At 73.0% G+C, this 20,448-nt stretch carries 24 protein-coding genes; 20 read left to right on the top strand and 4 right to left on the bottom strand.

All coding sequences use genetic code 11. From position 1 onward, the window contains the following. Positions 1 to 33: 33 nt before the first annotated feature. The 3 genes from ybaK to AC068A_RS22815 are packed head-to-tail and all read right to left on the bottom strand — an operon-like array spanning position 34 to position 2,956. Entirely contained in the window at positions 34 to 528 is a 495-nt protein-coding gene (gene ybaK / locus AC068A_RS22825; RefSeq protein WP_478587583.1) for a Cys-tRNA(Pro) deacylase, read from the bottom strand. Positions 529 to 556: 28 nt separating this feature from the next. Next, positions 557 to 1,297 (bottom strand): LON peptidase substrate-binding domain-containing protein, encoded by a 741-nt coding sequence (locus AC068A_RS22820; RefSeq protein ID WP_478587581.1) that lies wholly within the window; start codon positions 1,295 to 1,297, stop codon positions 557 to 559. 57 nt (positions 1,298 to 1,354) lie between these two features. Beyond that, a complete protein-coding gene (locus tag AC068A_RS22815) occupies positions 1,355 to 2,956 on the bottom strand; it encodes an oxidoreductase (RefSeq protein WP_478587580.1) in 1,602 nt (533 codons plus the stop codon). Positions 2,957 to 3,081: 125 nt separating this feature from the next. Between AC068A_RS22815 and hisD the strand changes: the two genes are divergently transcribed. From hisD to hisF, 8 genes are read left to right on the top strand one after another with little or no spacing between them, the layout of a single operon-like run. Next, positions 3,082 to 4,404 carry a histidinol dehydrogenase gene (gene hisD / locus AC068A_RS22810; protein WP_478587579.1) on the top strand — a complete coding sequence of 441 codons (1,323 nt, stop codon included), beginning with the start codon at positions 3,082 to 3,084 and terminating at the stop codon, positions 4,402 to 4,404. Then, on the top strand, positions 4,401 to 5,540 hold the full coding sequence (locus AC068A_RS22805; RefSeq protein WP_478587577.1) for a histidinol-phosphate transaminase: 1,140 nt from the start codon (positions 4,401 to 4,403) through the stop codon (positions 5,538 to 5,540). Before hisD ends, AC068A_RS22805 begins: the two co-directional genes overlap by 4 nt. Then, a complete protein-coding gene (gene hisB / locus AC068A_RS22800) occupies positions 5,537 to 6,136 on the top strand; it encodes an imidazoleglycerol-phosphate dehydratase HisB (RefSeq protein ID WP_385430402.1) in 600 nt (199 codons plus the stop codon). The genes AC068A_RS22805 and hisB overlap by 4 nt, the downstream gene beginning before the upstream one ends. 2 nt (positions 6,137 to 6,138) lie before the next feature. Then, complete coding sequence (locus AC068A_RS22795; protein ID WP_478587575.1) at positions 6,139 to 6,306, top strand: hypothetical protein; 168 nt, start codon at positions 6,139 to 6,141, stop codon at positions 6,304 to 6,306. Next, positions 6,303 to 6,953 carry an imidazole glycerol phosphate synthase subunit HisH gene (hisH, locus tag AC068A_RS22790; protein WP_478587573.1) on the top strand — a complete coding sequence of 217 codons (651 nt, stop codon included), beginning with the start codon at positions 6,303 to 6,305 and terminating at the stop codon, positions 6,951 to 6,953. Before AC068A_RS22795 ends, hisH begins: the two co-directional genes overlap by 4 nt. Continuing rightward, positions 6,953 to 7,696, top strand: coding sequence for a bifunctional 1-(5-phosphoribosyl)-5-((5-phosphoribosylamino)methylideneamino)imidazole-4-carboxamide isomerase/phosphoribosylanthranilate isomerase PriA (gene priA, locus AC068A_RS22785; protein ID WP_478587571.1), 744 nt, complete (start codon positions 6,953 to 6,955; stop codon positions 7,694 to 7,696). The genes hisH and priA overlap by 1 nt, the downstream gene beginning before the upstream one ends. After that, entirely contained in the window at positions 7,693 to 8,094 is a 402-nt protein-coding gene (locus tag AC068A_RS22780; RefSeq protein WP_478587569.1) for a RidA family protein, read from the top strand. Before priA ends, AC068A_RS22780 begins: the two co-directional genes overlap by 4 nt. Next, entirely contained in the window at positions 8,094 to 8,849 is a 756-nt protein-coding gene (gene hisF, locus AC068A_RS22775) for an imidazole glycerol phosphate synthase subunit HisF (RefSeq protein WP_478587567.1), read from the top strand. The genes AC068A_RS22780 and hisF overlap by 1 nt, the downstream gene beginning before the upstream one ends. 163 nt (positions 8,850 to 9,012) lie before the next feature. On the opposite strand, the gene AC068A_RS22770 is transcribed toward hisF, so the two are convergent. Further along, on the bottom strand, positions 9,013 to 9,645 hold the full coding sequence (locus tag AC068A_RS22770) for a TIGR03085 family metal-binding protein (protein WP_478587565.1): 633 nt from the start codon (positions 9,643 to 9,645) through the stop codon (positions 9,013 to 9,015). Positions 9,646 to 9,730: 85 nt separating this feature from the next. Here AC068A_RS22770 and hisI point away from each other — a divergent pair, with 85 nt between their 5' ends. The 12 genes from hisI (at position 9,731) to AC068A_RS22710 (ending at position 20,422) form a co-directional block, all read left to right on the top strand. Continuing rightward, positions 9,731 to 10,108, top strand: a complete 378-nt coding sequence (gene hisI, locus AC068A_RS22765) for a phosphoribosyl-AMP cyclohydrolase (RefSeq protein WP_360635151.1) — start codon at positions 9,731 to 9,733, stop codon at positions 10,106 to 10,108. 8 nt (positions 10,109 to 10,116) lie between these two features. Next, a complete protein-coding gene (locus AC068A_RS22760) occupies positions 10,117 to 11,607 on the top strand; it encodes an anthranilate synthase component I (protein WP_478587563.1) in 1,491 nt (496 codons plus the stop codon). A 22-nt stretch (positions 11,608 to 11,629) separates the two neighbouring features. Further along, on the top strand, positions 11,630 to 12,328 hold the full coding sequence (locus AC068A_RS22755) for a TIGR02234 family membrane protein (RefSeq protein WP_478587561.1): 699 nt from the start codon (positions 11,630 to 11,632) through the stop codon (positions 12,326 to 12,328). Between the two features lie 83 nt (positions 12,329 to 12,411). Further along, positions 12,412 to 12,654, top strand: coding sequence for an HGxxPAAW family protein (locus AC068A_RS22750; RefSeq protein ID WP_478587559.1), 243 nt, complete (start codon positions 12,412 to 12,414; stop codon positions 12,652 to 12,654). A 73-nt stretch (positions 12,655 to 12,727) separates the two neighbouring features. Continuing rightward, positions 12,728 to 13,216 carry a DUF2752 domain-containing protein gene (locus tag AC068A_RS22745; protein WP_478587557.1) on the top strand — a complete coding sequence of 163 codons (489 nt, stop codon included), beginning with the start codon at positions 12,728 to 12,730 and terminating at the stop codon, positions 13,214 to 13,216. Between the two features lie 161 nt (positions 13,217 to 13,377). Beyond that, positions 13,378 to 14,187 carry an indole-3-glycerol phosphate synthase TrpC gene (gene trpC, locus AC068A_RS22740; RefSeq protein ID WP_361088113.1) on the top strand — a complete coding sequence of 270 codons (810 nt, stop codon included), beginning with the start codon at positions 13,378 to 13,380 and terminating at the stop codon, positions 14,185 to 14,187. A gap of 8 nt (positions 14,188 to 14,195) precedes the next feature. Beyond that, positions 14,196 to 14,408: a tryptophan biosynthesis modulator TrpM gene (gene trpM, locus AC068A_RS22735; protein ID WP_478587555.1), complete on the top strand. Its 213-nt coding sequence runs from the start codon at positions 14,196 to 14,198 to the stop codon at positions 14,406 to 14,408. A gap of 214 nt (positions 14,409 to 14,622) precedes the next feature. Then, complete coding sequence (gene trpB, locus AC068A_RS22730; RefSeq protein WP_478587553.1) at positions 14,623 to 15,873, top strand: tryptophan synthase subunit beta; 1,251 nt, start codon at positions 14,623 to 14,625, stop codon at positions 15,871 to 15,873. After that, positions 15,870 to 16,706, top strand: a complete 837-nt coding sequence (gene trpA, locus AC068A_RS22725) for a tryptophan synthase subunit alpha (protein ID WP_478587551.1) — start codon at positions 15,870 to 15,872, stop codon at positions 16,704 to 16,706. The genes trpB and trpA overlap by 4 nt, the downstream gene beginning before the upstream one ends. 110 nt (positions 16,707 to 16,816) lie before the next feature. Further along, positions 16,817 to 17,806 carry a DsbA family protein gene (locus AC068A_RS22720; protein WP_478587550.1) on the top strand — a complete coding sequence of 330 codons (990 nt, stop codon included), beginning with the start codon at positions 16,817 to 16,819 and terminating at the stop codon, positions 17,804 to 17,806. A 124-nt stretch (positions 17,807 to 17,930) separates the two neighbouring features. Beyond that, positions 17,931 to 18,938, top strand: a complete 1,008-nt coding sequence (lgt, locus tag AC068A_RS22715) for a prolipoprotein diacylglyceryl transferase (RefSeq protein ID WP_478587548.1) — start codon at positions 17,931 to 17,933, stop codon at positions 18,936 to 18,938. Between the two features lie 134 nt (positions 18,939 to 19,072). Continuing rightward, positions 19,073 to 20,422 (top strand): glycosyl hydrolase family 28-related protein, encoded by a 1,350-nt coding sequence (locus tag AC068A_RS22710; RefSeq protein ID WP_478587547.1) that lies wholly within the window; start codon positions 19,073 to 19,075, stop codon positions 20,420 to 20,422. Positions 20,423 to 20,448 lie beyond the last annotated feature (26 nt).

The raw sequence follows: 20,448 nt of genomic DNA, 5'->3' as shown, positions 1-20,448 counted from the left end.
GCCGTACGGGGGCGCCGCGGCCCCCGAGGCCGCTCAGGCGCGGGCGATCGGGGCCAGGGTCGCCGCCGTCAGCGCGGCCAGGGCGGCAGGCGCCAGCTCGACCTCCAGCCCGCGCCGGCCGGCCGACACGCAGATGGTGGGGTGCGCCTCGGCGGAGGAGTCCACGACCGTCCGCAGCCGCTTGCGCTGCCCCAGCGGGGAGATGCCGCCCACCACGTAGCCGGTGGTGCGCTCGGCCAGCGACGGATCCGCCATCACCGCCTTCTTCGCGCCGACGGCGGAGGCCAGGGCCTTCAGGTCGAGGCTGCCGGAGACCGGGACCACCGCCACCGTGAGGACCCCGTCCGTGTCCGTGACGAGCGTCTTGAAGACCTGGTCCGGGCTCACCCCCATGGCCTCCGCCGCCTCCTGCCCGTACGAGGGGTGCGCGGGGTCGTGCTCGTAGGAGTGGGTGGTGAAGTCCGCTCCGGCCGCGGTGAGCGCCGCGATCGCCGGGGTCGCCGCGGACGCGGCCTTCTTCTTCGCCATCAGTCAGGGCTCCCGATCGGTTCGGTGGTCAGTTCGGGCTGGTCGGCATCCGGGTCAGGTCCACCGCGGGCAGCGACGGCAGGTGGCGGATCAGCGCCGTCTCCGCGCGCAGCAGCTTCAGCTCCTCCGCCAGCCGCGTCGCCGTGTCCGGGGCCTGGAGCAGCCGCTGCCTGGCCGGGGTGTCCAGCACCGCCGCCGCCGCCACCAGGTACGACACCACCGACGGCTCGTCGGGCAGCTCCGCCGCCGAGGCCAGCGACCGCTCGCGGGCCGCGGCCAGCCGCTTCTGGTACGTCCGGAACGCCCGCAGCACCCCCTCCGCCAGGGCCCCGGCGCCTTCGCCCGCCTCCTCCGGCAGCTCCTCCAGCTCCGCGACGAGGAACGCGCCCGAGGCGTCCACCGACAGCAGGCGGACCCGCGTCGTACCCGTCGCCAGGACCTCGAAGCTGCCGTCCTGCCGCTCCCGGATCGTCGCCGCGTCCGCGATGCAGCCCACCCGGTGGAACGCCTGGACCGGGTCCGGGCCGAAGCCCGCGGCCGGGCCCCGCTCGGGCAGGGCCGTCTGGTCCGGCATGCCGGGGGCGGTCGGCGCGACCTCGCGGCCGTCGCGGATCGCGACGACCGCGAAGCGGCGCGGCTCGTCGTCGCCCGTCTTCAGCAGCTCCCGCATCATGGCGCGATAACGCTCCTCGAAGACGTTCAGCGGCAGCACGAGTCCGGGGAAAAGCACCGAGTTCAGCGGGAAGAGGGGCAGGCGAACGGTGGTCACGAGGCACAGGGTAGTGGCCGTGGGGCGGGCCCTGTCACCTCGGTTCCCGCTGGTCCGTCAGCCGCGGCGCAGCATCCGCGAGGCCCCCGCCGCCACCGTCGTCGCCAGGATCCAGCCCAGCAGGATCAGCACCGCCGAGCCCCACTGCCAGTAGCCCTTCATCATCCACTGGCCCTGCTGGCCCAGGTCGATGACCGGAAGCAGCAGGTCCAAGGCGTAGAGCAGCGGATTCCACGCGGGGTGCTCGTCCGGCTTGATGGCCGCCGGGGTGAGCCGGGCGAACAGCAGCGCGCCCGCCGCCCACAGCAGCACCATCCACAGCGCCGCCCGGCCCGGCCGGTACCCGTAGGCCACCGTCCAGTCCTGCAGGTACCCCCACGCCTTGGCCGCCGGCGGCAGCGTCGCCCGCCGCCGGCGCTGCTTGGCCAGCAGCACCTCGCGGGCGTCGGCGTCCTCGCCGCTGGCGCGCAGGACGGACGCCAGCCGCTCGTAGGGCTCCGGCGAGAACTCCGGGGTGGCCGCCGCCACCCACTCCAGCCGGCGCACCAGCGGGAAGTGGCCGCGGGGCGCGAGGTTCTCGTAGACGAAGCCCTCGATCGACACCCCGCCCGGGCCGGGCCAGCTCGTGGAGGCGTCCACCAGCTTGACCACCTTGGCCCCCGACAGCACCACCCGGCCCCGCTCCGGCCGCTCGCCGACGAACCGCAGCTCCGGGGTCTGGATCCGGCGCAGCGACACCTCCTGCTCCGCGGCCAGGGCGAACCGGGCCCCGTACAGGTCCACGGCGTCGCCGAAGCGGCCGTCGTCCAGGCGCAGCCCGCCCCGGCACTCGAAGCGCCGGGCCCGCTGCCCGCGCACCGGCGTCTGGCCCAAGCCGTACGGGGGAGTGGAGGAACCGGAGTCGCCGGGCACGTAGTCCAGCGCGATCGACGTCAGGTACAGGGTCCGCTCGACGGTCAGCTGCGGGGCGTTCAGGGCCCGCCGCCCGTGCGGGTTGCGCAGCCGGGCCCCGCGCAGGTTCATCGACCCGCCGACCTTCGCGCCGCGCAGGCTCACCTCCCCGTACGTCTCCAGCAGCTCGCCCTGGAAGTCCTGCGCGACCGACATGCCGTCCGCGGCGATGGCCCGGCCCCGGCTGTCCCGCTGCACCACGGCCTGGCTGATCAGCAGGTCCGTGCCGATCTGCGCGTCGGTCAGCCGTATCCCGCGCGCCACCCGGCAGCGCGGCAGGTGCAGGTCGCCCTCAGTGTGCAGGCGGGAGGCGTCCAGCCGGGGGATCGCGCAGTCGATCAGCCGCAGCGTGCCGAACCGGGTCTCGGACAGCTGGACCTCGCTGTCGAAGCGGCAGGACTGGAGTTCGACGTACGGCTCGACGGTGCCGCCCGACAGGTCCAGGCGGCCGGTGATCTGCACCCCGCGCAGCTTCAGCGACGCCACCCGGCCCGGCACCGGCGGCGGCCCGTGGAGCAGCAGCAGCGACACCACGTCGGCGCGGACGCTGCGCCGGGCGTCCCAGGTCCGGTCGCCGTGCGGGTCGTCCACCTCGGCGGCCCGGGCACTCAGGTCGCACACGCTCCCCGTGCGGAACGCCCGCCACATCAGGCGCTCGGCGTCGCCGAGGTCCGCCGGCTCCTCGTCCGCGCGCGGTGCCTCGGCCATGGCGGTCCCCCTCCGCTGTGCATACGTGTAGGGGGAACGTTAGGCGGAGGCGGTGACAGCCGGGGCGTGTATCAGCCAGTGATACGGGCGGACGGCTGTGGGAGCCGGTCTGAGAGAATTGGGAGGTGATCTCTCGTATCGATCTGCGCGGCGGTGCCCTCCCCGAGGGCGCGGCCCTGCGCGACCTGCTCCCCCGTGCCGAGTTCGACGTGGAAGCCGCCCTGGAGAAGGTGCGGCCCATCTGCGAGGACGTCCATCATCGTGGCACCGCGGCGCTGATCGAGTACGCGGAGAAGTTCGACGGCGTACGGCTGGAACAGGTCAGGGTGCCCGCCGAGGCCCTCGCCAAGGCCCTCGACGAGCTCGACCCGGCTGTCCGCGCCGCCCTGGAGGAGTCGATCCGCCGCGCCCGGACCGTCCACCGCGCGCAGCGCCGCACCGAGCACACCACCCAGGTGGTCCCCGGCGGCACCGTGACCGAGAAGTGGGTGCCGGTCGAGCGCGTCGGCCTGTACGCGCCCGGCGGCCGCTCCGTGTACCCGTCCTCCGTCGTCATGAACGTCGTGCCGGCCCAGGAGGCGGGCGTGGAGTCCATCGCCCTGGCCTCCCCGCCGCAGGCCGCATTCGACGGCCTGCCGCACCCGACGATCCTCGCCGCCTGCGCCCTGCTCGGCGTGGACGAGGTGTACGCGGTGGGCGGCGCCGTCGCCGTCGCGATGTTCGCGTACGGCACCGAGGACTGCCTGCCGGTCAACATGGTCACCGGCCCCGGCAACATCTGGGTCGCCGCCGCCAAGCGCTACTTCACCGGGAAGATCGGCATCGACACCGAGGCCGGTCCGACCGAGATCGCCGTCCTCGCGGACTCCACCGCCGACCCGGTGCACGTGGCCGCCGACCTGATCAGCCAGGCCGAGCACGACCCGCTGGCCGCCGCCGTCCTGGTCACCGACTCCGAGGACCTCGCGGCCGCCGTCGAGAAGGAGCTCGAACCGCAGGTCGCGGCCACCAAGCACGTCGAGGACCGGATCCGCCCGGCGCTCGCCGGCAAGCAGTCCGCGATCGTGCTGGTCGACAGCCTGGAGGACGGCCTGAAGGTCGTCGACGCGTACGGCGCCGAGCACCTGGAGATCCAGACCGCCGACGCCGCGGCCCGGGCCGCCCGCGTCCGCAACGCCGGTGCGATCTTCGTCGGCCCGTGGGCCCCGGTCTCCCTCGGCGACTACTGCGCCGGGTCGAACCACGTCCTGCCCACCGGCGGCTGCGCCTGCCACTCCTCCGGCCTGTCCGTGCAGTCCTTCCTGCGCGGCATCCACATCGTCGACTACACGCGCGACGCGCTCGCCGAGGCCACCCACCACGTGGTGACCCTGGCCGAGGCCGAGGACCTGCCGGCGCACGGCGCCGCCCTCAAGGCGCGCTTCGGCTGGAAGGTGCCGGGCCGGTGAACACGTACGACAGAACTCACGGGACGGGCGGCATCGGCATCGACGACCTGCCCATCCGCGACGAGCTGCGCGGTAAGAGCCCGTACGGCGCCCCGCAGCTCGACGTGCCCGTCCAGCTGAACACCAACGAGAACCCGTACGAGCTCCCCGAAGAGCTGGTGCGGCGGATCGCCGAGCGTGTCGCCGAGGCGGCCCGCACCCTCAACCGGTACCCCGACCGGGACGCCGTCGAGCTGCGGACCGCGCTGGCCGCCTATCTCACCCGTACCGGCAAGCACCCGGTCGCCCGGGAGAACGTGTGGGCCGCCAACGGCTCCAACGAGGTCATCCAGCAGCTGCTGCAGACCTTCGGCGGGCCCGGCCGCACCGCGATCGGCTTCGAGCCCTCGTACTCGATGCACGCGCTGATCGCCCGCGGCACGGGAACCGGCTGGATCTCCGGCCCGCGCCGCGAGGATTTCACCATCGACGTGGCGGCCGCCGAGCAGGCCATCACCGAGAACGCGCCCGACGTCGTCTTCATCACCTCGCCCAACAACCCCACGGGCACCGCGGTCGAGGCGGAGACCGTCCTCGCCCTCTACGAGGCCGCGCAGGCGGCCAAACCGTCCCTGGTGATCGTGGACGAGGCCTACGTCGAGTTCAGCCACCGCGACTCCCTGCTGCCCCTGATCGAGGGCCGCCCGAACCTGGTGGTCTCCCGGACCATGTCCAAGGCCTTCGGCGCCGCCGGACTGCGCCTGGGCTACCTCGCCGCGCACCCGGCCGTCGTCGACGCCGTCCAGCTGGTGCGCCTGCCGTACCACCTGTCGGCCGTCACCCAGGCGACCGCCCTCGCGGCCCTGGAGCACACCGACACCCTGCTGGGCTACGTCGAGCAGCTCAAGGCCGAGCGGGACCGCCTCGTCGCCGAACTCCGGGCGATCGGCTACGAGGTCACCGAGTCCGACGCGAACTTCATCCAGTTCGGGAGGTTCGAGGACTCCCACACCGCCTGGCAGCAGATCCTCGACCGGGGCGTCCTGGTCCGGGACAACGGCGTACCGGGCTGGCTGCGGGTCACCGCGGGCACCCCGGCCGAGAACGACGCGTTCCTGGAAGCGGTTCGCGCACTGAAGAAGGAGCAGCACGCATGAGCCGCATCGGACGGGTCGAACGGACCACGAAGGAGACCTCCGTCCTCGTCGAGATAAACCTCGACGGCACCGGGCAGGTCGACGTCTCCACCGGCGTCGGCTTCTACGACCACATGCTCGACCAGCTCGGCCGCCACGGCATGTTCGACCTCACCGTCAAGACCGACGGCGACCTGCACATCGACAGCCACCACACCATCGAGGACACCGCCCTCGCCCTCGGCGCCGCCTTCAAGCAGGCCCTCGGCGACAAGGTCGGCATCTACCGGTTCGGCAACTGCACCGTCCCGCTGGACGAGTCCCTCGCCCAGGTGACCGTGGACCTGTCGGGCCGCCCCTACCTCGTGCACACCGAGCCCGAGAACATGGCGCCGATGATCGGCAGCTACGACACGACGATGACCCGGCACATCCTGGAGTCCTTCGTCGCCCAGGCGCAGATCGCCCTCCACGTCCACGTCCCGTACGGCCGCAACGCCCACCACATCGTGGAGTGCCAGTTCAAGGCGCTGGCCCGGGCCCTGCGCTACGCCGCGGAGCTCGACCCGCGCGCGGCCGCGGCAGGCATCCTCCCCTCGACGAAGGGCGCCCTCTAGCCGTGAACGGCCTCAGCACCGTCCTCATCGTCGTCGGCCTGTTCCTGGCCGGCGGCGTCTACTCCTTCCAGAAGCAGCAGATGCCCAGGTCGGTCGTCGTGCTGCTCGCCATCGGCTCCGCGATGTGTCTTGCCGCCGGAGTCCTGCGGATCCAGGGAATCTGGTCATGAGCGCATCCCGACCCACCAAGACGGTCGTCGTCCTCGACTACGGCTTCGGAAACGTCCGCTCCGCCGAGCGCGCCCTCGCGCGCGTCGGCGCGGACGTCGAGATCACCCGCGACTACGACAAGGCCATGGACGCCGACGGCCTCCTCGTGCCCGGCGTCGGCGCCTTCTCCGCCTGCATGCAGGGCCTGAAGTCCGTCCGCGGCGACTGGATCATCGGCCGCCGGCTCTCCGGCGGCCGCCCCGTCATGGGCATCTGCGTCGGCATGCAGATCCTCTTCGAGCGCGGCATCGAGCACGGCGTCGAGACCGAGGGCCTCGACGAGTGGCCCGGCACCGTCGGCCCGCTCAAGGCCCCCGTCGTGCCCCACATGGGCTGGAACACCGTCGAGGCCCCCGCCGACAGCCAGGCCTTCGCCGGCCTGGACGCCGACGCCCGGTTCTACTTCGTGCACTCCTACGCGGCCCACGACTGGACCCTGGAGGTCACCAACCCGCGGATCGCCGGGCCCAAGATCACCTGGGCCACCCACGGCGAGCGCTTCGTCGCGGCGGTGGAGAACGGGGCCCTGTGGGCCACCCAGTTCCACCCCGAGAAGTCCGGCGACGCCGGAGCCCAGCTCCTCTCCAACTGGATCGAGACCCTGTGATGACCGAGCCCGCAGCGAAGCAGCTGGAACTCCTCCCCGCGGTCGACGTCCGTGACGGCCAGGCCGTCCGCCTCGTGCACGGCGTGTCCGGCAGCGAGACCTCCTACGGCTCCCCGCTGGAGGCGGCCCTCGCCTGGCAGCGCGCCGGCGCCGAATGGCTGCACCTGGTCGACCTCGACGCCGCCTTCGGCACCGGCGACAACCGGGCCCTGGTCGCCGAGATCACCCGCGCGATGGACATCAAGGTCGAGCTGTCCGGCGGCATCCGCGACGACGCCACGCTCGCCGCGGCCCTCGCCACCGGCTGCACCCGCGTCAACCTCGGCACCGCCGCCCTGGAGACCCCCGAGTGGGCCGCCAAGGCCATCGCCGAGTACGGGGACCGGATCGCGGTCGGCCTCGACGTCCGCGGCACCACCCTCAAGGGCCGCGGCTGGACCAGCGAGGGCGGCGACCTGTACGAAACCCTCGCCCGCCTGGACTCCGAGGGCTGCGCCCGCTACGTCGTCACCGACATCGGCCGCGACGGCACCCTCACCGGCCCCAACCTGGAACTGCTGCGGGGCGTCTGCGCGGCCACCGACCGGCCCGTCGTGGCCTCCGGCGGGATCTCCTCGCTGGACGACCTGCGGGCGCTGGCCGAGCTGGTGCCGCTGGGCGTCGAGGGCGCCATCGTCGGCAAGGCCCTGTACGCGGAGGCCTTCACCCTCCAGGAGGCGCTGCGGGCGGTGGGCGGCGCATGAGCGGAGCCGACGGAATCCGCCGGTACTCCTCCGGCGGTCCCTGGGAGGACGCCGTGGGCTACGCCCGCGCGGTCGAGCTGCCGAACGGGCTGGTGCTCGTCTCCGGCTGCACCTCGGTCGTCGACGGCAAGGTCGTCGCCGGCGGACCGTACGAGCAGGCGGTCAACTCCTTCCGCGTCGCGATCGACGCGCTGGAGCAGGCGGGACTGGGCGCCGAGCACGTCGTCCGCACCCGCATGTACCTCACCCACGCGCGGGACGTGGACGAGGTCGGACGGGCCCACAAGGAGCTCTTCGACGACGTCCGCCCCGCCGCCTCCATGATCATCGTGTCCGGCTTCATCGACCCCGGCCTGGTCGTCGAAGTCGAGGTCGAAGCCTTCCGAGGGGAGTCCTGATGTCACTCGCCGTACGGGTGATCCCCTGCCTGGACGTGGACAACGGCCGCGTCGTCAAGGGCGTCAACTTCCAGAACCTGCGCGACGCGGGCGACCCCGTCGAGATGGCCAGGCTGTACGACGCCGAGGGCGCCGACGAGCTGACCTTCCTCGACATCACCGCCTCGTCCGGGAACCGCGAGACCACCTACGACGTGGTGCGGCGGACCGCCGAGCAGGTCTTCATCCCGCTGACCGTGGGCGGCGGCGTCCGCACCGCGGACGACGTGGACAAGCTGCTGCGGGCGGGCGCGGACAAGGTCGGCGTCAACACCGCCGCCATCGCCCGGCCCGAGCTGATCCAGGAGATCGCCGAGCGCTTCGGCCGGCAGGTCCTCGTCCTGTCCGTCGACGCCCGGCGCACGGAGTCCGGCTCCTTCGAGGTGACCACGCACGGCGGCCGCCGGGGCACCGGCATGGACGCCGTCGAGTGGGCCCACCGGGCGGCCGAACTGGGCGCCGGCGAGATCCTGCTGAACTCGATGGACGCCGACGGCACCAAGGACGGCTACGACACCGAGATGATCGCGGCCGTGCGCAGGCACGTCAGCGTCCCGGTGATCGCCTCGGGCGGCGCCGGCAGGCTGGAGCACTTCCCGCCGGCCGTCGAGGCCGGTGCCGACGCGGTCCTCGCCGCGTCCGTCTTCCACTTCGGCGACCTCCGCATCTCCGAGGTGAAGGCCGCCCTCCGCGAGGCCGGCCACCCGGTCCGCTGACCCGGTGCGCTCAAACGCCGCGCGGGCTGGATTTTCCAGCCCCGCCGGCGTTTGATGCGCGGGGTCCGGGGGCGGAGCCCACGGTTTCGGGAAGGGGCGGGGTGGGGAGAGGGCTCCGCGCAGCGGCAGGCGGCAGGCAGGCGGCAGGCGGCCCGGGCAGGGGCTAGATGCCCAGTTGGGCCGTCGTGAGGCGGGCAACGGCCTCCTTCGGGCCGTCCAGCTCCACCGAGGCCGCGGCCTGCCGCCCGAAGCAGAACAGCGTCAGCTCACCCGGCTCGCCCGTCACCGTCACCACCGGCGTGCCCTTGTGGGCCACGGCCGTCTGCCCGTTCGGGCGGCGCAGCACCAGCCCCACCGGCGAGCGGCGGCCCGTCAGCCGCGCCAGCTTCTCCAGCCGGGACCACAGCGCGTCCGAGAAGACCGGGTCCGGCTCGCGCGGCGACCAGTCGGGCTGGGCCCGCCGGACGTCCTCGGCGTGCACGTAGAACTCCACGGCGTTCGCCGCCTCGTCGATCTGCTTCAGCGCGTACGGGGACAGCTTCGGCGGGCCGGTCCGGATCAGCTGGATCAGCTCCTCGTACGGCTTGGCCGCGTACTCGGCCATCGCCTTGTCCAGCCGCTCCTTGAGCACGTTCAGCAGCAGGCCGCCCGCCGCGTCCGGCCGGCGCTCCCGTACCACCACGTGCGCGGCCAGGTCCCGGGTCAGCCAGCCCTCGCACAGCGTGGGCGCCGTCGGCCCCGCCGCCTCCAACAGGTCCGCCAGCAGCAGGCGTTCACGCTTCGCATGCATCGACATGTGGGCAAGCCTACGGCCGGAACCCGTCCGTCCGCCTTCCCATCAGACGGACAGTGATCCATAACCGCCCGTCCGGCGCGGCACAATGGCCCGCATGAGCACCTCCTCCCTCGATCCCGCCATCGCCGCCCGGCTCAAGCGCTCCGCCGACGGCCTGGTCCCGGCCATCGCCCAGCAGTACGACACCGGTGAGGTGCTCATGCTCGGGTGGATGGACGACGAGGCGCTGCACCGCACCCTGACCACCGGCCGCTGCACCTACTGGTCGCGCAGCCGGCAGGAGTACTGGGTCAAGGGGGACACGTCCGGCCACGTCCAGCACGTGAAGTCCGTCGCCCTCGACTGCGACGCCGACACCGTGCTCGTCAAGGTCGACCAGGTCGGCGCCGCCTGCCACACCGGCGCCCGCACGTGCTTCGACGCCGATGTCCTTCCGCTGGCCGCCGACCAGGCAGACAGGTGACCCATCCCATGGATCTCGAACAGTTCCGCAAGCTCGCCGCCGACCGCCGGGTGATCCCCGTCAGCCGCAAGCTGCTGGCCGACGGGGACACCCCCGTCGCCCTCTACCGCAAGCTGGCCGCCGACCGCCCCGGCACCTTCCTGCTGGAGTCCGCCGAGAACGGCCGCTCCTGGTCGCGCTACTCCTTCGTCGGCGTCCGCAGCGACGCCACGCTCACCGTCCGCGACGGCCGCGCCCACTGGATCGGCAGCCCGCCCGTCGGCGTCCCCACCGACGGCGACCCGCTGGACGCCCTGCGCGCCACCGTCCAGGCCCTGCACACCCCCCGCGACCTCGCCGCCGGGATGCCGCCCTTCACCGGCGGCATGGTCGGCTACCTCGGCTACGACATCGTGCGCCGCCTGGAGCGCATCGGCGACCACGGCGCCGACGACCTGAAGCTGCCCGAGCTGACCATGCTGCTCACCTCCGACCTGGCGGTCCTCGACCACTGGGACGGCACCGTCCAGCTCATCGCCAACGCGATCAACCACAACGACCTCGACACGGGCGTGGACGAGGCGTACGCCGACGCCGTCGCCCGCCTCGACGCCATGGAGGCCGACCTCGCCCGGCCCGCCCCGTACACGCCCGCGCCGCTGCCCGCCTCCGAGCTGCCCGAGTTCACCGCTCTGTGGGGCGGCGAGAAGTACCAGGCCGCCGTCGAGGACATCAAGGAGCGGATCCGGGCCGGCGAGGCCTTCCAGGTGGTGCCCTCGCAGCGGTTCGAGACCCCCTGCCACGCCGCCGCGCTGGACGTGTACCGGATCCTGCGGGCCACCAACCCGTCCCCGTACATGTACCTCTTCCGCTTCGAGAACGGCTTCGACGTCGTCGGCTCCAGCCCCGAGGCCCTGGTCAAGGTCGAGGACGGCCGGGCCATGGTGCACCCCATCGCGGGCACCCGCCACCGCGGGGCCACCCCGCAGGAGGACCACGAGCTCGCCGAGGAGCTGCTGGCCGACCCCAAGGAGCGGGCCGAGCACCTGATGCTCGTCGACCTGGGCCGCAACGACCTCGGCCGGGTCTGCGAGCCGGGTTCCGTCGAGGTCGTCGACTTCATGGGCATCGAGCGGTACTCGCACGTCATGCACATCGTCTCCACGGTCACCGGGCGCGTCGCCGAGGGCAAGACCGCCTTCGACGTGCTCACCGCCTGCTTCCCGGCCGGCACCCTGTCCGGCGCGCCCAAGCCCCGCGCCATGCAGATCATCGAGGAGCTGGAGCCCTCGCGCCGCGGCCTGTACGGCGGCTGCGTCGGCTACCTCGACTTCGCCGGGGACTCCGACACCGCCATCGCCATCCGCACCGCCCTGCTGCGCGACGGCACCGCGTACGTGCAGGCCGGCGCGGGCGTGGTCGCCGACTCGGTGCCGGAGCTGGAGGACAACGAGTGCCGCAACAAGGCGGCCGCCGTGCTGCGCGCGGTGGCAGCGGCGAACCGCCTCCACGGCTCCTGAGGCCGTAGGGGATAGTGGGTACGTGAGTGCCGTACCCCCACCCCGAAACGACACCGGCGCCCCCGAGGGCCCCGAAGCCCCCGGGACCCCCGCCGAGGGGCCCGAGGCGCATGAGGCGCCCGCGGCCCCCGCGGGCCGCGGAGGCCGCCGCAGCGTGGCCGCCGCCCTGCTGCTCGGCGCGCTCGGCGCCACCGTCGTCCTGCTCGGCTCCGGCCGCGTGTGGGCCCGGGGCACCGCCGCCGTCGGCGGCGGCTCGCTCCCGGTGACCGCCGACGGGCAGGCCGTCACCGGTCTGCCCGCCGCCCTGGCCATCGTGGGCCTCGCCGCCCTGGTCGCGGTGTTCGCCGTACGCGGCACCGGCCGGCTGCTGGTGTCCGTCCTGCTGGCACTGAGCGGCCTGGGCGCGGCCCTCGCCGCCGTCCTCGCCGCCGACGACCGGCAGGCGCTGGACGCGCAGGCCGCCAAGGCCAGCGCGGACACCGCGGCGCAGGTGGGCGCCCTGGCACACACCACCTGGCCGTACGTCACGGCGGTCGGCGGCGTCCTGATCCTGGCCGCCGGCCTGCTCGCCCTGCGCCACGGCCGCGCCTGGCCCGCGATGGGCGGGCGGTACGAGCGCGACGGCGGCGTCGCCCGGACCCCCCGGCCCGCGGCGGTGGACCCGGACCGGCCCGAGGACCTGTGGAAGGCCCTGGACCGCGGCGAGGACCCCACCCGCTGACCACCCACCGCACCCGGTGCGGGACAATGAGCACCGAGCGTGCGACAACAGCACGTGCGACAGAGCAAAACGAGGAGCAACTCATGGCGGGCAGCAACCACGGACACACCCCGGCCGCCTGGACCGGTGTCGTCATCGCCTTCATCGGTTTCTGCGTCGCCGGCGCCTTCATGGTGCTGGCGAACCCGATCGGGTTCTGGGCCGGCCTGGCCGTCGTCGCGCTGGGCGGTGTCGTGGGCCTGGCCATGCGCGCCGCGGGCATGGGTGCTCCGAAGCCCGCCCACGACGACCTCGCCAAGGTCGTCGCCGCCTCCAAGGCGGCCTGAGTCCCGCAGCGGACACGCAAAGGCGCGGCCCGGTCGGGCTGCGCCTTTTGCCGTCACCGAGGAGAATCAGCGCGTGGACGCCCCCCGCACCCCGCCCGCGCCCTTCGCCGGGCCGCCCGTACCGCCGGCCCCCGCGGCGCCCGCGGCACCCGCCGAGCCCGTCTCCCGGCTCCGCAGGCTGGCCCCCCCGGCCCTCTGGCTGTTCCCGGCCGCCGCGGCATTTGCGTACGTAGGCGCCGTGGATCCCAACGAACCCGGCCACTATCCCGTCTGCCCGCTTTTCCGCGTCACCGGAATCCTGTGCCCCGGATGTGGCGGACTGCGCAGCGCCCATGCGTTCGCCCACGGCGATCTGATCACGGCTTTCGGGGCAAATGCCTTGGCCGTGATCGGCTACTTCATCTTCGCCGGCGTCATGGCCGGGTGGCTGGTCCGGGCCTGGCGTGGCGCTCCGACCCCGCGTTTTGCCCTGCCCGCACCGTATTGGTGGGCCCTCGGCGGGGTTGCGCTGGTCTTCTCGATCGTCCGGAACCTGCCGTTCGGATCCGCACTGGCCCCGTGAGGCCTATATGAAGCCGAGATTCCGAATGTCCATTTAATGGGACGCCGTCAACTGCGTGCGGAGAGCAACGCCCGGGGCGGATACCATTTGATTGCTGACCTTGCAGTTGTACGTGTCTGCAAGGCGGCCGACCGTCATCGACCCGGAAGGGGGCCGCTCGCGTGAGTGTGCTCGACGAGATCATCGAAGGGGTCCGCGAAGACCTTGCCGAACGGCAGGCCCGCGTGAGCCTCGACGAGCTCAAGGAGCGTGCCGCCAAGGCGCCCCAGGCCAAGGACGGCGTCGCAGCCCTGCGCGGCGACGGCGTCAAGGTGATCTGCGAGGTCAAGCGATCCAGCCCCTCCAAAGGTGCGCTGGCAGCGATCGCCGACCCTGCCGGACTCGCCGCCGACTACGAGGCGGGCGGTGCGGCGGTCATCTCCGTCCTCACCGAGCAGCGCCGGTTCGGCGGCTCGCTGGCCGACCTGGAGGCCGTCCGCGCACGCGTGGACATCCCGATCCTCCGCAAGGACTTCATCGTCACGGCGTACCAGCTGTGGGAGGCCCGCGCCTACGGCGCCGACCTCGTGCTGCTGATCGTCGCGGCCCTGGAGCAGGAGGCCCTCGTCTCCCTCATCGAGCGGGCCGAGTCCATCGGCCTCACCCCGCTCGTCGAGGTCCACGACGAGGAGGAGATCGAGCGCGCGGTCGCCGCCGGCGCGAAGATCATCGGCGTGAACGCCCGCAACCTCAAGGACCTCACCGTCGACCGCTCCACCTTCGAGCGCGTCGTCGGCGAGATCCCGGCCCACATCGTCAAGGTCGCCGAGTCCGGCATCCGCGGCCCGCACGACCTGATCGCCTACGCCAACGAGGGCGCGGACGCCGTCCTCGTCGGCGAGTCCCTGGTGACCGGCCGCGACCCGAAGGCGGCCGTGGCCGACCTCGTCGCCGCCGGCGCCCACCCCGCCCTGCGCCACGGCCGGAGCTGACCCGCCCCATGCCCACCCCCCGCCCCTCCGTCCGCACGCGCCCGGGCCACGGCCCGGCCGCCGACGTGCCGACGGCCCACGCGCCCCTGGCGCGCGGCTGCCGCCCCCGCGGCTGCCGCGCACCGGCCCGGCGCGTCCACGGGCGGCGGGTGCGGTACGTGATCGGCTCCGAACCCGGCCAGGTCAACGGCATGCGATGGCGTCGCGGAGACGCGCTGTAGCGGACCCGACCCGCCCGGCAGGCACACCTGCCGCGGGCCCGGTTCCGCACGGCCCTCGGCCCCGTACGGGCCGGCCCGCCGGCCGCCCCGGGGCACGGGCCCCCGCACCGTACCCACCACACCCCCGCGGGCGTGCGGTGTGCGTGTCACGGGCGGGCGGCGCACTACGGTGACCACCACCCGCCGCACCACGCATCCGTAGGAGTGACTGGGCATGTCCAGCGCCAGCGAGTTCTTCATCCCGGACCCGGAGGGTCACGTCCCGAACGCCGAAGGCTACTTCGGCGACTTCGGCGGCAAGTTCATCCCGGAGGCGCTCGTCGCCGCCGTGGACGAGGTGGCCGTCGAGTACCGGAAGGCCAAGGACGACCCGGCCTTCGCGGCCGAGCTGAACGACCTCATGGTCAACTACACCGGCCGCCCCAGCGCCCTGACCGAAGTGCCGCGCTTCGCCGAGCACGCCGGCGGCGCCCGGATCTTCCTCAAGCGCGAGGACCTCAACCACACCGGCTCGCACAAGATCAACAACGTGCTGGGCCAGGCGCTGCTCACCAAGCGCATGGGCAAGACCCGCGTCATCGCCGAGACCGGCGCCGGCCAGCACGGCGTGGCCACCGCCACCGCCTGCGCCCTCTTCGGCCTCGACTGCACCATCTACATGGGCGAGGTCGACACCCGGCGCCAGGCCCTGAACGTGGCCCGCATGCGCATGCTCGGCGCCGAGGTCATCGCCGTGAAGTCCGGCTCGCGCACCCTCAAGGACGCCATCAACGAGGCCTTCCGCGACTGGGTCGCCAACGTCGACCGCACCCACTACCTCTTCGGCACCGTCGCCGGCCCGCACCCCTTCCCGGCCATGGTCCGCGACTTCCACCGCGTCATCGGCGTCGAGGCCCGCCGCCAGATCCTCGAGCGCACCGGCCGGCTGCCCGACGCCGTCGCCGCCTGCGTCGGCGGCGGCTCCAACGCCATCGGCCTCTTCCACGCCTTCATCCCGGACACCGAGGTCCGCCTGGTCGGCTTCGAGCCCGCCGGGCACGGCGTCGAGACCGGCGAGCACGCGGCCACCCTGACCGCCGGCGAGCCCGGCATCCTGCACGGCTCCCGCTCCTACGTCCTCCAGGACGAGGAGGGCCAGATCACCGAGCCGTACTCCATCTCGGCCGGCCTGGACTACCCCGGCATCGGCCCGGAGCACTCCTTCCTCAAGGACACCGGCCGCGGCGAGTACCGCGCGATCACCGACGACGCCGCGATGCAGGCCCTGCGCCTGCTCTCGCGCACCGAGGGCATCATCCCGGCCATCGAGTCCGCGCACGCCCTCGCCGGCGCCCTCGACCTCGGCCGCGAGCTGGGGAAGGACGGCCTGATCGTGGTCAACCTGTCCGGCCGCGGGGACAAGGACATGGACACCGCCGCCCGCTACTTCGGGCTGTACGACAACACCGAGGGGGAGTCGAAGTGAGCAACGAGAAGACCGGGCGCATCCAGCTGCTCAGCGACACCCTCGCCAAGGCGAAGGCCGAGGACCGCGCCGCCCTCGTCGCCTACCTCCCGGCGGGCTTCCCGACCGTCGACGGCGGCATCGAGGCCGTCAAGGCCGTCGTCGAAGGCGGCGCCGACATCGTCGAGGTGGGTCTCCCGCACAGCGACCCCGTCCTCGACGGCGCGGTCATCCAGACCGCCGACGACATCGCCCTGCGCGGCGGCGTGAAGATCGCCGACGTGCTGCGCACCGTGCGCGAGGCGCACGAGGCGACCGGGGCCCCGGTCCTGGTGATGACGTACTGGAACCCGATCGACCGGTACGGCGTGGAGCGGTTCGCCACCGAGCTCGCCGAGGCGGGCGGCGCCGGCTGCATCCTGCCGGACCTGCCGGTCCAGGAGTCCGCGCTGTGGCGCGAGCACGCCGACCGCAACGGCCTGGCCACCGTCTTCGTGGTCGCCCCCAGCAGCAAGGACGAGCGCCTGGCGACCATCACGGCCGCCGGTTCCGGTTTCGTCTACGCCGCCTCCCTGATGGGCGTCACCGGCACCCGTGAGTCGGTCGGCCACGAGGCGCAGGAGCTGGTCCGCCGCACCCGCAGCACCGCTGGTGCCCGCCGTGGGCTCCCCGTGTGCGTGGGCCTCGGTGTCTCCAACGCCGCACAGGCCAAGGAGGTCGCCGGCTTCGCCGACGGGGTGATCGTCGGCTCGGCGTTCGTGAAGCTGCTGCTGGACGCGCCGGACCTGCCGGCCGGGCTGGCGGCCGTACGGGCGCTGGCGGGCGAGCTCGCGGAAGGCGTACGCAGGGGCTGACGCGGCCGCGGGCGCGGGCCTCACAGAGGTTCTCTAGCCCGATCGGGTGGATCTGGGAGCAGGGGGGCACGGGAGTGCCTCCCTGCTTCGTTTGGCCGACCGTGAGCGAGATGAACGACGGTGCGAACCGCCAAGCGAAACGATCGGCCCGGGAGCGGCTCCAAGCGGAGCGCGAGCGGGAGAAGAAGAGGGACAAGCGCCGGCGGACGCTCGTCGTGGCGACGGCGATCGTCGGCGTACTGGGCCTGGCGGCCGTCGTCGGCCTGATCGCGGCCAACGCCGGCAAGGGCGGCAAGGACACGGCGGGCCCGGTGACCGTCCCCTCCGGGGCCGCCGGCAAGGACGCCCTCGCCGTCCCGACCGGCAGCGGCGAGGCCAAGTCCACGCTGACCGTGTGGGAGGACTTCCGCTGCCCCGCCTGCAAGTCCTTCGAGGTCAGCTACAAGGACACCATCCACGAACTGGAGGCCAAGGGCCTGCTCAAGGGCGAGTACCACCTCGTCACCCTGATCGACGGGAACATGGGCGGCAGCGGCTCCCTCAAGGCCGCCAACGCCGCCGCGTGCGCGCAGGACGCCGGGAAGTTCACCGCGTACCACGACGTGCTGTTCCAGAACCAGCCGGAGGAGACCGACGACGCCTACGGCAACAACGCGAGGCTGATCGAGCTGGCCGGCAAGGTCGAGGGGCTGGACACCCCCGCCTTCCGCCGCTGCGTCGAGGACGGGACGCACAACAGCTGGGTGGCCGCGTCGCACGAGGCGTTCCGGGCGGGGAAGTTCCGCGGCACCCCGACCGTCCTGCTGAACGGCAAGGACATCTTCGCCGACCAGGCCGACCCGCCCACCCCGCAGAAGCTGAAGGAGCAGGTGGAGGCCGCGGCGAAGGGCACCACGAGCGGCGGGAAGGCGTCCGCGTCCCCGTCGGGCCCGGCCTCCGGGGCGTCCGCCTCCGCCTCTGCCTCTGCCTCCCCCGCCTCTGCCTCTGCCTCCGCTTCGGCCTCGCCGGGGTCGCGGGCGAAGACCTCCGGCACCGGCAGCAGCGGCTCACGGGCCGGCAGCCCGCCCGCGGCGGCGCCGGGCACGGCAGGGCCGGGCTGACGGCAGGCCGGTGGAAGGAGGCGCTCCGCTCCGGGAGCGCCGTGCGCGCCAGGTGTCGATTTGATGGCAGCTTGCCGGGCGGGTTGCGATCCGCACCGCCCGGCAGGGTAGCGTCGGTCCTGCCATGGAACTTGCCTACATCCCCAGCCCGTCGACCGGCGTGGTCCACCTCGGACCGATCCCGCTGCGCGGCTACGCGTTCTGCATCATCATCGGTGTCTTCGTCGCCGTCTGGCTCGGCAGCAAGCGCTGGATCGCACGCGGCGGAAAGCCGGGCACGGTCGCGGACATCGCCGTGTGGGCGGTTCCGTTCGGCCTGGTCGGCGGCCGCCTGTACCACGTGATCACCGACTACCAGCTGTACTTCGGCGAGGGCCGCAACTGGGTCGACGCCTTCAAAATCTGGGAGGGCGGCCTCGGCATCTGGGGTGCGATCGCCCTGGGCGCGCTCGGCGCCTGGATCGGCTGCCGCCTGCGCGGCATCCCGCTGCCGGCCTGGGCCGACGCCCTGGCCCCCGGCATCGCCCTGGCCCAGGCCATCGGCCGGTGGGGCAACTGGTTCAACCAGGAGCTCTACGGGCGCGCCACCGACCTCCCGTGGGCGGTGAAGATCAGCGACGGTGCCAACCGGGTCGCCGGCACCTACCACCCGACCTTCCTGTACGAGTCGCTGTGGTGCCTCGGCGTCGCCGGGCTGGTGCTGTGGGCCGACAAGCGGTTCAAGCTCGGCCACGGCCGCGCCTTCGCCCTGTACGTCGCCGCGTACTGCGTAGGCCGCAGCTGGATCGAGTACATGCGGGTCGACGAGGCCCACCACATCCTTGGCGTGCGGCTCAACGTCTGGACCTCGATCGTCGTCTTCCTGCTGGCCGTGACCTACTTCGTGCTCTCCGCAAAGCTGCGGCCGGGCCGCGAGACGGTCGTCGAGCCCGACCGCGGCCCCTCCGGGGACGCCGCCGCGAAGACCGGGGCCGCCGGGGCGGACGCGAAGGACGCGGACGCGAAGAGCGCGGACGCGAAGGACGTCGCCGCGAAGGCCGCGCAGCCCGAGGCCGGGGGAGCCGAGCCCGCCGAGGCTCCGGCCCCGGCCGCGAACACCGGGGACGCCCAGCCCGGGGCCAAGAAGCTCTGACCCGATCCGGCCCGGCCAGGCCGCCGGACAGCTCACCGCCGAGAGGGGCGCCACGCCGCAGCGTGGCGCCCCTCTCGCCGTCCCCCGTTTGGCATGATCACCCCCAAGATCCACAACATGAGGGGCGGGACGACATGACCGAGCGCCGCAGGGTGCTGCTCACCGGGGCCGGAGCCATCGCCGGACTGGCCGGGGCGGCCTCCATGACCGCCGCGGCACCCGCCGCCGCGGCGTCGGCTCCGGACTGGTTCGACGTCAAGGCGCACGGGGCCGTCGGCGACGGCTCCACCGACGACGCGCCCGCCATCCAGCGGGCCCTGGACGCCGCCCGGGCCGCCGGCGGCGGCACCGTCCACTTCCCGGCCGGCAAGTATCTGGTCCGGCCCGCCGCCGGGAAGACCGCGGCACTCAGCGTGGACGGCGACGGAATCCGCCTGACCGGCTCCGGCGCCAAGACCTCCACCCTGATCAAGGGCGCCGACTGCACCCTGCTGAAGATGTCCGGCACCGGCCCCGCCTACTCCACCGGCGCGACCCACCGCCGCTACTGCTCCATCGAGAACCTCGGCTTCAACGGCAACCGCAAGACCGGCCTGCTGCTGGAGCTCTACTACAACAACAACTCGTACTTCCGCGACCTCTTCATGTCCGCCAACAACGACATGTGCATCGACGCCGTGGAATTCTGGGACTCCCGCTTCTACAACCTCGTCATCGAGGAGTGCACCGGCCCGGCCGGCAGCACCAAGCAGCCCAACATCTGGCTGCGCAACGCCTCCTCCGCCACCAAGGGCTCCTGGGGCCACAGCGAGGACAACATCAACCAGATCCACTTCATCGGCTGCCGCCTGGAGGCCTTCGGCACCGGCGCACTGTGGATCGGCCAGGGCGCCGTCACCACCAACAACCCCAACGGGATATACCTCACGGACTGCAAGTTCGAGACCTCCCGCATGCAGGGCGGCCCCCACCTGAAGACCGACGCCGGCTGCCGGCACGTCTACGCCACGAACATCTACTGCTACGCCGGCGACTTCGCGGCCGGATCCCCCGCCACCGCGCAGAACATCATCGCCTGGGCGGCCGCCGCCGGCGCCCTGGAGAACGTGGTCATCGCCAACGGCGGCAAGCCCACCGTCAACGCCGGCGTCGCCCTCTACTCCGGACCAGGCTCCACCGCCGTGCTCCGCAACGTCGTCGGCCTCTACGAGACCGCACCCGTCGGCCCGCACATCTATTACGAGCACTCGAGCACCGGCGACTTCCGGGTGGAGAACAGTTACGGCACCAGGGGCGGCCAGTCCGGCGGCACCGTCCCCGTCACGAACGCCGCCAACCCGCCGCTGCGCCTGGTCCCCGGCCCGGTCACCGACGCCTCGTTCACCCGCCAGCCCGTGGACGGCACCATGGCCGTCGACTCGGCGAACACGCGGCTGTACGTCCGCGTCGGCGGCCAGTGGCTCTGGTCGCCCCTCAACAGCTGAGCCCCCGGGACACGGTCGGCCGGCGC

The sequence above is a fragment of the Streptomyces sp. NPDC043854 genome, assembly GCF_056436005.1.
Note: the sequence above shows the minus strand (reverse complement) of the source record. Positions and strands in the feature narration are given on the sequence as shown.